The organism is Methanosarcina acetivorans C2A, from assembly GCF_000007345.1.
Classification (GTDB): Archaea; Halobacteriota; Methanosarcinia; order Methanosarcinales; family Methanosarcinaceae; genus Methanosarcina; species Methanosarcina acetivorans.
Genome location: NC_003552.1, coordinates 5,319,959 through 5,334,717, shown reverse-complemented (window position 1 = coordinate 5,334,717; position 14,759 = coordinate 5,319,959). Strand labels below are relative to the sequence as shown.

The 14,759-nt window shown below is 43.3% G+C and carries 14 protein-coding genes and 1 pseudogene; 8 read left to right on the top strand and 7 right to left on the bottom strand.

All coding sequences use genetic code 11. The annotated features are described in order from the left end of the window. Positions 1-33 precede the first annotated feature (33 nt). From scpB to thiC, 4 genes are all read left to right on the top strand, one after another. Positions 34-1,149, top strand: a complete 1,116-nt coding sequence (scpB, locus tag MA_RS22625; protein ID WP_048065962.1) for an SMC-Scp complex subunit ScpB — start codon at positions 34-36, stop codon at positions 1,147-1,149. A 194-nt stretch (positions 1,150-1,343) separates the two neighbouring features. Further along, positions 1,344-1,895, top strand: a complete 552-nt coding sequence (locus MA_RS22620; RefSeq protein WP_011024211.1) for a TATA-box-binding protein — start codon at positions 1,344-1,346, stop codon at positions 1,893-1,895. A 129-nt stretch (positions 1,896-2,024) separates the two neighbouring features. After that, positions 2,025-2,942, top strand: coding sequence for an S-layer glycoprotein N-glycosyltransferase AglJ (gene aglJ / locus MA_RS22615; RefSeq protein WP_011024210.1), 918 nt, complete (start codon positions 2,025-2,027; stop codon positions 2,940-2,942). Between the two features lie 451 nt (positions 2,943-3,393). Next, complete coding sequence (thiC, locus tag MA_RS22610) at positions 3,394-4,680, top strand: phosphomethylpyrimidine synthase ThiC (protein ID WP_011024209.1); 1,287 nt, start codon at positions 3,394-3,396, stop codon at positions 4,678-4,680. A 225-nt stretch (positions 4,681-4,905) separates the two neighbouring features. On the opposite strand, the gene MA_RS22605 is transcribed toward thiC, so the two are convergent. Genes MA_RS22605 through MA_RS22590 form a run of 4 tightly spaced genes read right to left on the bottom strand, consistent with a single transcriptional unit; the run spans position 4,906 to position 9,527 of the window. After that, on the bottom strand, positions 4,906-6,081 hold the full coding sequence (locus tag MA_RS22605; RefSeq protein WP_048065961.1) for an outer membrane lipoprotein-sorting protein: 1,176 nt from the start codon (positions 6,079-6,081) through the stop codon (positions 4,906-4,908). A gap of 51 nt (positions 6,082-6,132) precedes the next feature. Continuing rightward, positions 6,133-7,227 (bottom strand): DUF4367 domain-containing protein, encoded by a 1,095-nt coding sequence (locus tag MA_RS22600; protein ID WP_226990693.1) that lies wholly within the window; start codon positions 7,225-7,227, stop codon positions 6,133-6,135. 43 nt (positions 7,228-7,270) lie between these two features. Next, positions 7,271-8,377, bottom strand: coding sequence for an outer membrane lipoprotein-sorting protein (locus tag MA_RS22595; protein ID WP_083755970.1), 1,107 nt, complete (start codon positions 8,375-8,377; stop codon positions 7,271-7,273). Positions 8,378-8,420: 43 nt separating this feature from the next. Next, the gene (locus MA_RS22590) at positions 8,421-9,527 is read right to left on the bottom strand and encodes an outer membrane lipoprotein-sorting protein (protein ID WP_011024205.1); all 1,107 of its coding nucleotides are present in this window, start codon (positions 9,525-9,527) and stop codon (positions 8,421-8,423) included. A 722-nt stretch (positions 9,528-10,249) separates the two neighbouring features. On the opposite strand from MA_RS22590, the gene MA_RS22585 reads away from it, so the two are divergent. Further along, positions 10,250-10,768 carry a M3 family metallopeptidase gene (locus MA_RS22585; RefSeq protein ID WP_011024204.1) on the top strand — a complete coding sequence of 173 codons (519 nt, stop codon included), beginning with the start codon at positions 10,250-10,252 and terminating at the stop codon, positions 10,766-10,768. 308 nt (positions 10,769-11,076) lie between these two features. Here the strand turns inward: MA_RS22585 and MA_RS29875 are convergent. Further along, positions 11,077-11,264: pseudogene (locus MA_RS29875) on the bottom strand (DUF86 domain-containing protein). Positions 11,265-11,309: 45 nt separating this feature from the next. Beyond that, positions 11,310-11,522, bottom strand: a complete 213-nt coding sequence (locus MA_RS26125) for a nucleotidyltransferase family protein (RefSeq protein ID WP_248698122.1) — start codon at positions 11,520-11,522, stop codon at positions 11,310-11,312. A 299-nt stretch (positions 11,523-11,821) separates the two neighbouring features. On the opposite strand from MA_RS26125, the gene MA_RS22575 reads away from it, so the two are divergent. The 3 genes from MA_RS22575 (at position 11,822) to MA_RS22565 (ending at position 14,398) form a co-directional block, all read left to right on the top strand. After that, positions 11,822-12,292, top strand: coding sequence for a methylated-DNA--[protein]-cysteine S-methyltransferase (locus tag MA_RS22575; RefSeq protein WP_011024203.1), 471 nt, complete (start codon positions 11,822-11,824; stop codon positions 12,290-12,292). Between the two features lie 272 nt (positions 12,293-12,564). Next, positions 12,565-13,365 (top strand): ABC transporter ATP-binding protein, encoded by an 801-nt coding sequence (locus MA_RS22570; RefSeq protein ID WP_226990692.1) that lies wholly within the window; start codon positions 12,565-12,567, stop codon positions 13,363-13,365. After that, complete coding sequence (locus MA_RS22565; RefSeq protein WP_011024201.1) at positions 13,355-14,398, top strand: ABC transporter permease; 1,044 nt, start codon at positions 13,355-13,357, stop codon at positions 14,396-14,398. The genes MA_RS22570 and MA_RS22565 overlap by 11 nt, the downstream gene beginning before the upstream one ends. 163 nt (positions 14,399-14,561) lie before the next feature. Here MA_RS22565 and MA_RS29075 read toward each other — a convergent pair whose 3' ends face one another. Next, complete coding sequence (locus MA_RS29075; RefSeq protein WP_048065959.1) at positions 14,562-14,741, bottom strand: hypothetical protein; 180 nt, start codon at positions 14,739-14,741, stop codon at positions 14,562-14,564. Positions 14,742-14,759 lie beyond the last annotated feature (18 nt).

Genomic DNA, 14,759 nt, shown 5'->3' with positions numbered 1-14,759 from the left:
ATAACCTTATCCTCTTTTCTGGTCGTGAAACTTATGAGTGAGCTTGAAATCATCGAAGCGGCTCTTTTTGCTGCGGGCAGGGCAGTAAGCCTTGAAAAACTTATGAAAATTACCGGAAAGCCAAAAAAGAATGTCTCTCTGGCAGTGCAGGAGCTGATGGAGGTTTACTCTTCGCGGGATTCGGGCATCGAAATCCTGGACCTTGGCGAACGTTATGTTATGCAGGTCAAGCCCGAGTACTCCGAACTCATGCGGGAGGTTGCCCCAAAGGAACTATCAGCTCCCAAACTCCGGACCCTTTCCATGATTGCCTATCACCAGCCCCTGCTCCAGTCCGACCTGATAGAAATGAGGGGCAGTGGAGCTTATGACCACATAAAAGACCTGATTGAGAGGGGTTTTGTCGATTCCGTGCCCTGCGGGAGGAGCAGGCAGCTTTCCACAACCCCGCTGTTTGCGGATTACTTCGGGCTCAAAAGAAACGACCCTGGAGCCATAAAGGAGAAAATAATTGAGCTCTTAAAGTCTCAGGGAGGGCAGAGCGAGATCAACCTCTGGGTAGGGAAAAAGACCATTGCTGTAACTCCAATGTATGAATCCCTTATGGGCATGTGCGGGATTAAGGACTATTTTGTTGCAAATGCCTACCGCCCCTCCAAAGAGGAAATTTCCCGCCTGCTTGAGGCGGATGTGCTTGTGGTAACCGCAGGCTACCTTGATACCGTGAAACAGCACTGTGACGGCGAAATCCTTGAGGTGCGGTCAACGACCTTTGATGACCTTATCGAAGCCGTCTCTCTTCTCGCCGAGGAACTTCCCGATGAAGTAAACCCGAAAACCGTGGAAAAAACTCTACAAAAGATCAGGGAGACTCGGGAAAAGTATGTGTCTTCGGCTTTACTCGTAGAGAGGAAGGTAAAGCCTGCAACTGATATGGTCTCAAGGATCGTAAACGACCTCAATATAAGGATTTCTACGGACGGCGTTCTTGTTGCTCCGGACTACGGGACTTCAGGTAAGGGAGTGACCATCGGTAAAGGGGCAAAAATCCTGGTGCCCACCCATCGCACTGTAGAGGGAGACCTTCTCGAAAGAATCTGTAAAAAATATGATTCCATTCTTGAAGGCTTGAAAAACTTTGAAGAATAAGGTGCCTTAAAGCCGATGCGGAGGCCCAATTCGATTCCAATTTTTTTGAATTTACTGGCGCCCATAATTTAAGCTTTTCTGTTGTATTTATATTCTTTATATATAGTATTTATATAGTATACAAGGCATTTAACTATAGCTTTATATACTGGTTAGAGGATATTACTCTTGCTTTATATACTGAGGGTTGACGAATGAGCGAATCTAGCATTAAAATTGAAAACGTGGTTGCATCCACCAAACTCGCTGAAGAGTTTGATTTAACTGTGATTGAATCCGAGTTCGAAGGCGCCGAGTACAACAAGCAGAAGTTCCCGGGGCTCGTCTATAGAGTTTCGGACCCCAAAGCTGCTTTCCTGGTCTTTACTTCCGGAAAGGTTGTCTGCACAGGAGCAAAGAATGTTGCTGACGTACACACAGTTATCGGCAATATGGCAAAAAAGTTGAACAGTATCGGGATCAAGACAATGGAAAACCCGCAGATTACTGTCCAGAATATAGTTGCCTCAGCAGACCTGCACACCATCCTTAACCTCAATGCAATTGCCATCGGGCTTGGGCTTGAAAATATCGAATATGAACCCGAGCAGTTCCCGGGGCTTGTGTACAGGATCGATGAGCCCAAGGTAGTTGTCCTTATTTTCAGTTCCGGAAAACTGGTAGTTACAGGCGGAAAATCCCCCGAAGACTGTGAGAGGGGTGTGGAAGTAGTCCGTCAGCAGCTTGATAACATGGGACTTTTATAAGAACCCTCAATCTTTCTATCCATTATCTCAATTGTGATCTGTCTCCTGCGGAAAGGGCACGGATAGTACCCGAATAAAAACGGATTCTGCGATATGCGTAGAGGCTCCAACAAAGGATATGTGTGAAACGTGAACAACGCAGATGTTTGTATTCTTATTCCCACACTTAACGAGGCTGCAACGATAGGGGAGCTCATTAAAGATTTCAAAAAAGAAGGCTTTTCCAACATTTTCGTAATCGATGGAAACAGCAGGGATGGGACAGCGCGGATTGCAGAGGCAGAAGGCGCAAAGGTTGTCCTGCAGACCGGAAGAGGCAAAGGACAGGCCATGATCCAGGCTTTCGAGCTTATCGAGAGCCCCTATGTAATAATGGTCGATGGTGACGGGACATATCTTGCCAGAGAAGCTCCTTCTCTTCTTGAGCCTATCCTGGAAGGTAGAGCTGACCATGTTATAGGTAACCGGTTGGAAAAGTATTCTCCCGGAGCTTTCACAAAGCTCAACCTTGTGGGGAACCGCCTTATAAATATTCTTTTTGACATCGCTTATAGTGTACAGTTAAGGGACATTCTCTCAGGCTACCGGGCATTTACTCTCGAAAGTATAAGGGAACTGGAACTCAACAAAACAGGCTTTGAAATTGAGACCGAGGTCTCTGTGGAATGCGTCCTGAAAAAACAGAGAGTCGAAGAGGTTCCTATCACTTATCTCCCCCGAAGCAAACAGGGCGCAACCAAGCTAAACCCTGTAAAAGACGGGATCAAAATCGGATCTACCATTTACAGGCTTGCAAAGGTGCATAATCCTATGTTTTATTTCGGGATCATAGGTTTCGTCTTTATTCTGGCAGGTATGCTTACGGGAACCTATGTGGTAGTTGAGTGGTTCAGTGATATCACCCATGTTCTCCTTTCGGTTCTCACGACCTTGTTTATTATATTCGGACTTCAGATGTTTATCTTCGGGATGCTTAGCGACCTTATAGTAACTCTCCACAGGCAAACTGTAAGCTTGATTCAGGAGAAAAACAGGCAGAATAAATAATCTAAAATCAGAGATTTTTTCTGGTCTCTGCTATTTTTGTCCAGATTCATTTTTGTCCAGATTCATTTTTGTCCAGATTCATTTTTGTCCAGATTCATTTTTGTCCAGATTCATTTTTGTCCTGTTTATTCATTTTAAACTTCATCTTATTTTTCATCTCATTTTTTTCTAATTTTTCAGAAATAACTCTTCTTTAAATCAACTTTACTTGTCTTTTTCTCAATTCAAATTTAAAAGCTCTTTATAAAAATTATATTTTAATTCTTTGTTGTATATTTTCGTCATCTGTAACCACTGAAGTCAAGTAAATTTGATTAAGATTAAAGTTTATTTTTTAAATAGTGTTATATATAATTACTTTCTTTTTATGTTCTAATTCACAATCCCTTTACTTACGTATTAATCCTGCATGATAATCTTACAGACAAATTGAAAGCTTGAGGTAATAAAGATGACAATCGTAGAAGATGCAAAAAAAGGAATTATCACCGAAGAGATGAAGATCGTTGCAAAGGATGAGGGGCTTGACCCTGAATTCATCCGTAGGGGTATTGCAGCCGGTAGAATAGTTATTCCAACCTCCCCCTACAGGCAGGTAAAGATCTGTGGTCTTGGAGAAGGGCTCAGGACCAAGGTCAACGCCTCCATCGGGGTATCCTCGGACATCGTTGATGTAAATATGGAAGTCCAAAAGGCAATCGCTGCAGAAAAAGCAGGTGCTGACACTCTCATGGAGCTCGGAACCGGCGGAGACTTCCTCGGGATCAGGAAGAAAGTCATTGACAGCATCTCCCTTTCAGTCGGTTCGGTGCCTCTTTACCAGGCCTTCATCGAAGCTGCCAGAAAGTACGGTTCAATCGTGCACATGACAGAAGACGAGCTCTTCAACGCAACCGAAGCCCAGGCAAAGCTCGGGACTAACTTTATGGCGATTCATACCGGAATCAACAACATCACCCTTGACAGGCTTAAAGCCCACGGCAGGTATGGCGGGCTCTGCTCCCGCGGCGGCGCTTTCATGAGCTCCTGGATGCTCCACAACGAAAAGGAAAACCCTCTTTACGCAAACTTCGACTACCTCGTTGAAATCCTCAAGGAACACGAAGTCGTCCTTTCTACAGGAAACGGAATGCGTGCAGGTGCGGTCCACGATGCAACCGACCGTGCCCAGATCCAGGAATTGATCATTAACTCCGAAGTGGCTGAGAAGGCACACCAGCAGGGCCTTCAGGTAATTGTCGAAGGTCCGGGTCACGTCCCTCTCGACCAGATCGCAACCAACGTGAAGCTCATGAAGGAAATGAGCGGCCACAAGCCCTTCTACATGCTCGGTCCTCTCGTAACCGACATCGCCCCAGGCTACGACCACATCGTAACCGCAATCGGTGCATCCGTTTCTGCCTCCTACGGCTGTGACTTCCTCTGCTACGTGACTCCTGCAGAACACCTTGCACTCCCGAACCTCGAAGACGTCATCACCGGGGTCAAGACCTCCAGAATTGCAGCCCACGTCGGCGACATGATAAAATACCCCGAAAGAGCAAGACAGTGGGATCTTGACATGGGCAGAGCCAGGAGAGAACTCGATTGGGAAAAGATGTACTCCCTTGCAATCGACCCAGAACACGCAAGAGCAGTCAGGAACAGCAGGGCACCCGAAGACACCGACGCATGCACAATGTGCGGTAACTTCTGCGCTCTAAAGATCGTCAACCAGAACTACAACCTTGCAAAATAAAGTTAAAAAAGTGAAGTAAGGCCTAAGGGCTTTACTTTCTCACCTTTTCTTTCATCTTCACTCTTTCTGTTTTTGTTTGGCCTTTTGTTTTACTCTCTGTTTTTGTTCGGCTTCTTGTTTTTACTCTCTGTTTTTATTCTGTGCTTTTTCCTGTGTCTTTTCCTGTGTCTTTTCCTATGTTTTTTCCGCTAATTTGCGTACCTTGCACATGCAGATTTATACTTCTCAAATCGATTCTGCAATTTTCAGCAATTCGTCTTTTTCGATGTAGGCCAAGATGTTCAGTTCAATGTCCCCTATTTTCCAGCTTAACCGCTTCGTCCCCCTCTCAGGATCTCTCGGCTCTTCAAAATATTTCCCTTCTTTCCCGTTGATAGTGACATTTTCGCCCTCTTCCGGAAGGGATTCCCTTAGTTCTCCTTCGTTCACGGTTTCTGTAAGTACCAGGGGTTTTTCTTCTTCCCAATTAACATATGTCAGGGTGACAATTTCGTAAACCTGCCCGTCAGGTGCTGCTTCCCCCTTATTCCTTGACATTGAATGGCTGAAGGCATAGCCTTCGGGCAGATATTCCGGGACAAGGGGTTCAAAACCGGCATGCTCTTCAATCTCTTCTATGGGAACTTCCCCCGGTTTTTCAAAATCCCCGGGAAGCGTTACCGGGGCCGATTCCATGGTTATTACTTCTGCCCCTTCGGGGACCTCAAATTCAAATTCGGAATCAGGAATCCCGGTATTGATTTTCAGGTCGAGGATTTCGGTTTTCTGAATAAGGTTTCCTTTACTGTCATATGTTTCATATTTTAGAGGCATCCATAGTTCTTTATCCACCCAGATTTTTGTCGGGCCAGGGGATAGCTCTTCATCTTCATCTTCATCATCTTCAGTTGCTTCCCCGCCTCCCAATTTTGGGACTGCCTCAAGGAGGTAAACAGACCTGCCGGCAAGTTCCTCTTCCCTCAGCAGCGTGACCTCTGTCTGATTAAGGAAATACTCTATGACGCTCATGTAGTCGGATTTCGTCTGTTCTTCATACTCCGGGAGTTTTACTTTTGAAACCGTGTTTATTCCAGGCGTGTAACTCCAGCTGAATTCCCCGTCCGAGACCGTAAGCTGTTCACTACCTCCCCCTCCAATATTTTTTGAATGGGTTTTCATCATCCCCGGTTTTTTATACATAATTTCTATCTGGCCTTCCCACTTGTCTTCCCATATCTCTGCTCCGGCGCAGGAAGTGATATACATGGTATACGAGTAATCTTCAATGCCAGCGTCTTTTTCCTGCATCTGTTCCGCGATATCTTCTACATCGAGTTCCTGTTCCTGACATCCGGAAACAAAAAGAGTCAGAGTTATGAGAAGCATTATGACCAGTGATTTTTTGCCTTTCATTTTCTTCATCACCTGACTTTCATGATTTTTTCCTAACTTTCTTATTTTTCAGGGAGTTTTTCAGGCATTTTCCCGTATTGATTCTGCAATTTTCAACAATTCGGCTTTTTCCAGGGAACCGGTAAGACTCAGGTCAGTATTCCCTAACTCCCATCGCAGGGTCTTCATGTCCCCGAAGGCAAGGTATTTTCCATCCTTCCCGTTAATGGTAATATCTTCTGCAGTATTCATTATTGCAACTTCCGGGGCCTGGCCTTCGTATACGGTTTCCGTAATAATTATGCTTTCATCTCCTTTTTCGTAAGTCAGGATGACCGTTTCGGCGGCCTGGTCTTCAGGGGATGTTTCGCTGGTGTTGTAGGCTGTAGCATAGCTGAACTCGTAACCTTCCGGCAGGTACTCTGGGATCAGTACTTCAAACCCGACACGTCCCTCAGCTTCTTCGAGGCTTAACTCTTCAGGGAGTTCGACCTCTCCGGGGTCCATGGTCTTTACAGTCGCCCCCTCAGGGATTTTAAACTCAAATTCGGAGGCCGGAATCCCGGTGTTTACTTTCAGATCCCGGATTTCTACTTTTGAAAGCAGGGTCTCGTTGCTGTCGTACATTTCGTATCCGAGGAACATCCAGGTTTCTTTGTCCACCCGGACTATCATGCTGTATGCAGGGGTATCTTCTCCCGTCTCTTTCGGAGTAGCTTCCAGCAGATAGGCTTCTCTTCCTTCAATCTCTTCTGTTTTCAGAAGGGATACGTTCGTATCGTTGAGGGTAATTCCTATAATGGAGAGATAGTCATCCTCGGTTAACTCCGGGGTTTCGGGGATCTTCGTCTTCATGACCGTGTTTGTCCCCGGGGCATAGGTCCACCTGAATTCCCCATCCGAGAGCACGAGCGTTTCTTCTTCCCCTCCTGGCTCTTCAATGAAGTTCTTTATCATGTGTGGTTTTTTGTAAATCGTCTTAAATTCGTTTTCTACAACCTTTTCCCCGATGTAGTAGGTCATGTGCATTGTGTACGAGTAATCTTCAATGCTGTTCTGCTTCTCCAGCATCCGGGCTGCAATCTCTTCGGCGTTTGGTTGTTTTTCCGTGCAGCCCGATGCGAAAAGAGCCAGAATTACGAGGGCCAGCAGGAATATCACTTTCTTTGTTGCCATATTCATCACCTTTTTCGGTTTCAACTGATATTTAACGAGGTTTTCAGGCAGTTTCCTGCAAGGACTCAGCAATTCTCAACACTTCGTCTTTTTCCAGGGAAGTGGTAAGGATCAGATCTATATCCTCTATCTCCCATCTCAGGATCTTCATGTCCCCGAAGGCAAGGTATTTTCCGTCTATCCCGTTAATGGTAACGTTTTCGGCATAATTTGTGATTGCAGCTTCCGAGTCTTCCGGAATCTCCTTTTCGTATACGGTTTCCGAAAGGGAAATTATATTTCCCTTATCGTTTTCGTATCTCAGGATGACCGTCTCCAGGGTCTGCTCTTCAGGGACTGTCAAGCTTTCGTTGGAGACCATCGAATAGTTGAAGGCATAACCTTCGGGGAGGTATTCCGGGACCAGGAATTCAAATCCCGCAGCTTCTCTTGCCTCTTCGAGGGTAATTTCTTCGGGGAGTTCAAATGAGCCAAGGTCTATGGTCTTTACGGTTGCCCCTTCCGGCACCTCTAATACAAATTCAGAGTCCGGTATGTCTGTATTAATTTCCAGGTCACGGATTTCAAGTTCCATCATCGGGTCTCCGCCGCTGTCATATATTTCATACCTGAGAGGCATCCATGTCTCTTTGTCCACCCATAGTTTCATCCCATCTGTAAACCGGAAACCCTCTTCCTCATCTTTCAGGCTGGTCTCAAGCAGGTATGCGGACCTACCGTCTATTTCCTCCATACCTAGCAAGGAGACGTCCGTTTCGTTCAGCAAATCGCTAATAATTCCTACATAATCTGTTTCCCCCTGTGTTGGGGTTTCCGGCATTTCCATTTTTGTAACCGTATTTGTTTTCGGGTCATAGGTCCAGATAAATTCTCCATCCGAAACCACAATGGTGCCGGCTTCTTCTTCAGGTTTTAGTGTAACTGTTTTCATCTTATCTGGTTTCTTTTGCAGGAACTGGATCTCACTTTCCTGTGTCTGATTTCCAAAGTGTGAAGTCATTTGCATCGTATACGAGTAATCCTGGATGTTGGCTTCTTTTTCCTGCATCTGTTCTGCTATTTCTTCCGCACTGAGGTCCCCGGTACAGCCCGATGCGAAAAGAACCAGAATTATGAAGGTCAGCAGGAATAGAATTTTCTTTGTTGCCATATTCCTCACCTTTTTCGGTTTCAACTGATATTTAACGGGTTTTTCAGGTATTCTCCCGTACGGACTCCGCAATTCTCAGCATTTCGTCTTTCTCAAGGGAAGCGGTAAGGCTCAGGTCGATATCCCCTATCTCCCAGCTCAGGATCTTCATGTCCCCGAAGACAAGGTATTTTCCGTCTCTTCCGTTAATGTCAATGTCTTCTGCAGAGTCCATGATTGCAGCATCCGGGGCCTGGCTTTCATATACGGTTTCCGAAAGGTAAATGCTATCTTCCTCCTCGTTTTCGTATGTCAGGGAAACAGTCTCGAAGGCCTGCCCTTCAGGAGCTATCCAGCTGTTGTTGGAGACCGTCGAATAGTTAAAGGTATACCCTTCGGGGATGTATTCCGGGACCAGGATTTCAAATCCCGCAGATTCTCTGGCTTCTTCAAGGGTCATCTCTTCCGGAAGTTCGAACGAGTCGAGGTCCACAGTCTTTACGGTTGCCCCTTCCGGCACTTCGAATACAAACTCGGAGTCCGGGATGCCTGTATTAATTTCCAGGTTGCGGAGCTCGATTTCCATCACCAGGTCTCCATCGCTGTCATACATTTCATACCTGAGAGGCATCCATGTCTCTTTATCTACCCAGATTTTCATCCCGTCTGCAAGCTTGAATCCTTCTTCCTCCTCTTTCGGGCTGGTCTCAAGCAGGTATGCGGGCCTTCCGTCGATTTCCTTCACACCAAGCAGGGAAACATCCGTTTCGTTCAGGAATTCGTCAATAATTTCGGTGTAATCTATTTCCCCCAATATCGGAGTCTCCGGCATTTCCATTTTCATGACCGTATTTGTTTTCGGGTCATAGGTCCAGATAAATTCTCCATCCGAAACCACAATGGTGCCGGCTTCTTCTTCAGGTTCTATTGAAATGGTTTTTGATTTGTTCGGTTTCTTTTGCAGGACCTGGACCTCACTTTCCTGTGTCTGATTTCCAAGGTGTGAAGTCATTTGCATCGTATACGAATAATCCTGAATGCTATCTTCTTTTTCCTGCATCTGTTCTGCTATTTCTTCCGCACTGAGTTCTTCGGTACAGCCCGATACAAAAAGGACCGGAACCAGCAGAACCAGTAATATAAATGCTGTAAGTGTTTTCCTGGTTGTCATTTTTTCACCGCTCTATTTCCCGGATTTTTCCGAATTCTCCGGTTTCTATCGTTACCCTTTCAGGGATCTGAATTCTTTTTCCGGGATGTTCTCTTCAAACAATAAGTTGAAATGTACAAAAAACTCACATGAAATAAGTTCAAGTGTACTGTACATGAGTAATCTTCGATAGGGCTCTCTTTTGCCGTATCTGTTCCATGATTAAGCTTCATTTCTTCTGCGAAGTCCCGAAGGAGTCTGATTTCTTTCCTTTACTTCTCGCAATATCCTCATTCTCCTTCGCATTCTTACCAGAACTGCATTCGATGTTTTGTTAAAACTTCCACCTGATGGAAGGAATGTAAGTAAACATCTAAATGTTGACTACTTATATCTTTCTCTTCCCGGAATTTCTTTGGAGCTTTTTTGAGAATATTTTTTGTAAGTGGGGGAATCCCGATGTTTTCTCAGGAATTGTTCGATGATCTGGCCATAAAAGATATATGTATGGTTTATACTTACTTCAAATCTGAATATTTATTCTCTATTATAAAATTAAATATTATAACTAGGTGTTATAAAATGAAACGTGGTGATTAAATGAATTGTTAATGCTAAATACGAGAACAATTCAAAAAAACATTGAGTCATGTTTTTTCAAGAACATCTCTCCCAACTGGTGAAAAATTTCTCCAATTACTCGGTCCCAAAATCTTTCGTAGAAATATTTCTCCTTCCAGCCCATGATCACGGAATTCGAACATAAGGCCCATCGGCTCTGTGCTGAAAAAGGCTATGAAAACGGAACTATCAGCGGAGCAGAACTCAACGCCCTCTGGACCGAATTGTATAAAGACTACAGGAGCGACTCCATCGAATACTATGCTGAAGATTCTGCGGAATGGATCTATATCCACCACATCTTCCTGACAAATAACTACTACACCTTCAACTACGCAGTTTCGAAAGCAATAACCCTTTCTCTCTTCAAGCAGTACAGGGCGGATCCGGAGACCTTTAATGAAAACTACATAGCCTACCTTTCAGCAGGTTCCACAATGACGCCCGAAGAAAAGCTCAAGAAATATTTCGGGATTGAGATTAACAGACAAATCTTTGAAGAAGTTATGGCTGTCATGGAGCTCAGGATCCGGCAGCTTGAGGAGCTGGAAAAGGAGAGAAACAGGCCGAAATTTGAGTCTGCCGTAGAAAGCCTGAACATCTATTCAGGTTCCTTCTGGAATACACCTCTGGGGGATTGATCGATCGAAAATTGATCGACCGGAGATTATAGATTGGAGGGTCAATGAATTAAAAACTCCAGGGTACCTGAGACATTTAACTGTCCTCCCCTTCCAATTTCTTTCCGCTATTTTTACCTCTGTCTGTTCCGGTAGACTTAAGCGGGCAAACCAATTTCTATTGGCAAGAGGCATTCAACTTTTTGAAGACAGCGAACTTTCATTCATTTGCCAGTTCAGGAAAAATCCATTTTTAAAAGCGCAGTTTTCAATGGACTAAGCTTATTCTCTATAATATCCCAGACTATTTTGAGATTCACTCCTGAATATTAATGGATCAGAACATTTCTCAAACCTACAATTTTTCTCCATTCAATGTCTGGATATTTTTCCCTCACATCAGGGGGATACGACCTGCAGCCTCCCCGATCATCTCCGGATTGCGCAGGACGGCATCAATCCTCATTTCATCATGAGATAATTCTTCAAACGAAAGGCTTTCTACATACGTTTGAATCTTTTTATGGAAACAAGAATGTCTTCGATAAAAACAGTAAAATCTTCAGGCATACACTGCGTCTCCCATGATATTGTCTTTTATCCCGGGCTTGATCGAGGATTCGATAACCAGGTCAACTTCCCTTTTGAAAAAGTCTTCAAGATAGAATTTGAGATCCATGTAATCATCAAAAGTGATTTTTGTTTCATCAAATTCTACAAGAACGTCAATATCGCTTCCGGCTTTTTCTTCCCCTCTGGCAAAAGACCCGAATATGCCTATATATCCTTTTGACCCCGATTTTTTCTTTAATCAAAATTTCGTGTTCCTTCAGAATTTGAAGCACGCTCATAATTATTAGTTGGTTCCAAAGGTTAGGTTCCAAAGGTTATATTTGTTGTTGCATCTTTTATTGAGTTTGTCGATCCTAATCTCATAAAATTTGGACTTTTCATTAATCTGATATATAAATACCATCTGCTAAAAAGTAGGAGAGAATCGCCAGATTTTTTGCCGAAAGATACAAAACCCCGGGAAATAAGGAAAATTAATGGAAAAACCAGGGAGAGAAAACTATGTATTACGCAATATTCGAATCCCCAATCGGTCCCATACTCCTTGCAGGAGACGAAGAAGGGCTGAAATATGTAAATTTCATGAAAGGCAAAAAGAAAATCGAAGTTCCGGATAGCTGGGTAGAAAATGAGGAGTTTTTCAGGGAAGCTTCCAGGCAGCTTGAAGCTTATTTTGCAGGAGAACTCAAATCCTTTGATGTAAAACTTGCTCCTGAAGGCACGGAGTTTCAGAAATCCGTCTGGAATGCCCTGAAAGAAATCCCTTATGGGGAAACCAGGACTTACGGGGAGATTGCAAAAAACATTGGAAATCCGAAGGCTTCCCGGGCTGTGGGGCTTGCAAATAACCGGAATCCGATTGCAATAATCGTGCCCTGTCACAGGGTCATCGGGGCAAACGGGAAACTTACCGGCTATGCAAGCGGGCTGGATATCAAGGAATTTTTATTGAAACTTGAAGGCAGTTGCTGAAAACTTCTTTTATGGTATTACAATGTATTATAAATAAGAAACGAATTAATATTCTTAACATCTATTATGTCCTGTAGTGTAACAGTCTAAAAGGCAAATAAGTCAAACAAAGTAAGAAATACAAAAAGGCAAAGGATGCCAGAAAGGTAAAATGGTTGCGAATGATACCCAAGGAAGTATAATTTTTCCAGCACTTTAAGACGGCCGGTGATACTCTGGACAAGGCGATAGTTGTTGAAAATTTGTCTAAAAAATATGGTGATTTCGAAGCTGTGAGAAATATTTCTTTCAGTGTCAAAAAAGGGACCATATTCGGACTTCTGGGCCCAAACGGGGCAGGGAAATCCACTACCATTAAGATTCTTACCTGTCAGTTTTCTCCTACTTCAGGATCTGTATATATTGGTGGATTCAACACTGAGGTAGATGCAGCAGAGATTAAAAAGAGAGTAGGGGTTGTTTTTGAGTCACAGAACCTTTATGAAGATTTGACTGTCTATGAAAACCTTCATTTTTTCCGTCAATTATATGGGGTTCCAAAGGAAATAATTTATGAGGTGCTGGGACTTGTGGGTATGAAAGAGTACCAGAAACACAAAATAAAAGCTCTTTCAAAAGGGATGAGGCAGAAGATAATGATCGCCAGGGCCTTAATTAACGATCCCGATATTTTGTTTCTGGATGAACCCGGGAGCGGGCTGGACCCACATTCGGCAAGGGAAATAAGGAAAATGATTCTTGATCTTAAAAATAGGGGTAAAACGATCCTCCTTACAACACATAACATGGAGGAAGCGGATTTTTTATGTGATTGTCTGGCTATCATACATAAAGGCTCCATAATAGCTATGGATACACCTGGGAATCTGAAAAAGAAGTATGGAGCAGACGTTCTCAGGATTGAGACCGTAACAGGAGATATTTACGAATCACCGCTGAATACGCAGGCAAGCAGTGATATGTTTAAAAAACTCTCGGATGATAGTCAAATATTCCTTGTACATTCAAAAGAGGCTACAATTGAAGACGTTTTTATAAAACTAACCGGGGAGAGGTTGACTGATGAATCTTAATGTTATTCTGGCTATTTTCAGAAAGGACTTAATATCCTCGGTTAAAAGCAAAAACATATTGATAATATTACTAACTCCGGTCTTTTTGTCGATCCTTTTTAACTCTACAGTCTCCCTGACTGATAACATCGTAGTCCCCATTGCGGTGTATGATGGAGGTTCCAGCACAGATTTTGTTGAGTATCTCAGCTCTACAGGGAGTTATGATATAATCATTACGGGTTCTGCCGATAAAGCCGAAGAATTGCTTTACACTGAAAAAGTTGCGGCTATGGTGTTTGTTCCGGAAGGCTTCAGTATCGATCTTGAAAATAGTTTCACTCCTTCCCTTAATATTACGGTCAACCCTTATGATGCAAAATCGGTTGTATTTTTACAAACTTACAAAGATGTAATTATGGATTTTGCAGGACAGGATTACCCGGTAGATATTTCTTTAAATACTCTCCCCTCGGACTTGCAGTCCCGGGTTAACGTCCCAATCTGGGTTATGTTTACGGTAATATTTGTTGGGATGATGGTTTTGCCCAACACGCTGACTATCGAGAAAGAGAAAAAAACCCTTGATGCAATACTTGTATCCCCGGCCTCAGTAAAAGATGTGATTTACGGCAAGTCTTTTTTTGGTTTATTCCTTACAATATTCATATCTCTGCTTATAATTTTTATTAATGGTGGATTCGCTGGTAACTTCCCTGTGGTCCTGTTTTTCATAGTCCTTGGTTCTACAGCGTTCACAGGCCTCGGGCTTCTGATTGCTAGCTATACCGAAAATTATTCTTCGGCATCTCTGCTTTCCACTATTTGCATGGCTCCCCTGATTTTACCGGCCCTGCTGGCCGATTTATCTGGAGAGATAAGGTATGCCTCATATCTCGTACCGAGCACCTATGTGCTTAACGGCATAAAAGATGCCATGTTGAATAATTCCGGGGTCTCTGACCTGTATCCTGAGCTTGGAGTTCTTGTTATATTTAATCTGGTGGTGTACGCGCTGGCATCTCATGTTCTCAAAAACAGGATGCATATATAACTTTCAGTCAGGTTTTACAGAAAGTTTTTGTAATACCTGCTTGAAATACCGGTTTTGTCAGCTTTTCTTTAATTTATATAATCTTTAAAAGAAAAGAATAGATTATCATTATAGAAAACTTGAAGAAAACAATTCGAAATAAGAAAATCACAAAGCTTCTATTTCAATTCCCTCTGGAAAACCTGTTTATTTCTCTTTGAATACTGTCAATTTTTTCCGATTGCTCGCTTTGAATGTTGTAAATTTTTCCCAATTTATATACCATTTTCAAAAACAGCAATAGTATTATAATATAAATTACCACAAAAGTGACCATTATTACTTCAGTAGTTCCTATTATCATTACAAATCCCCTCACTTT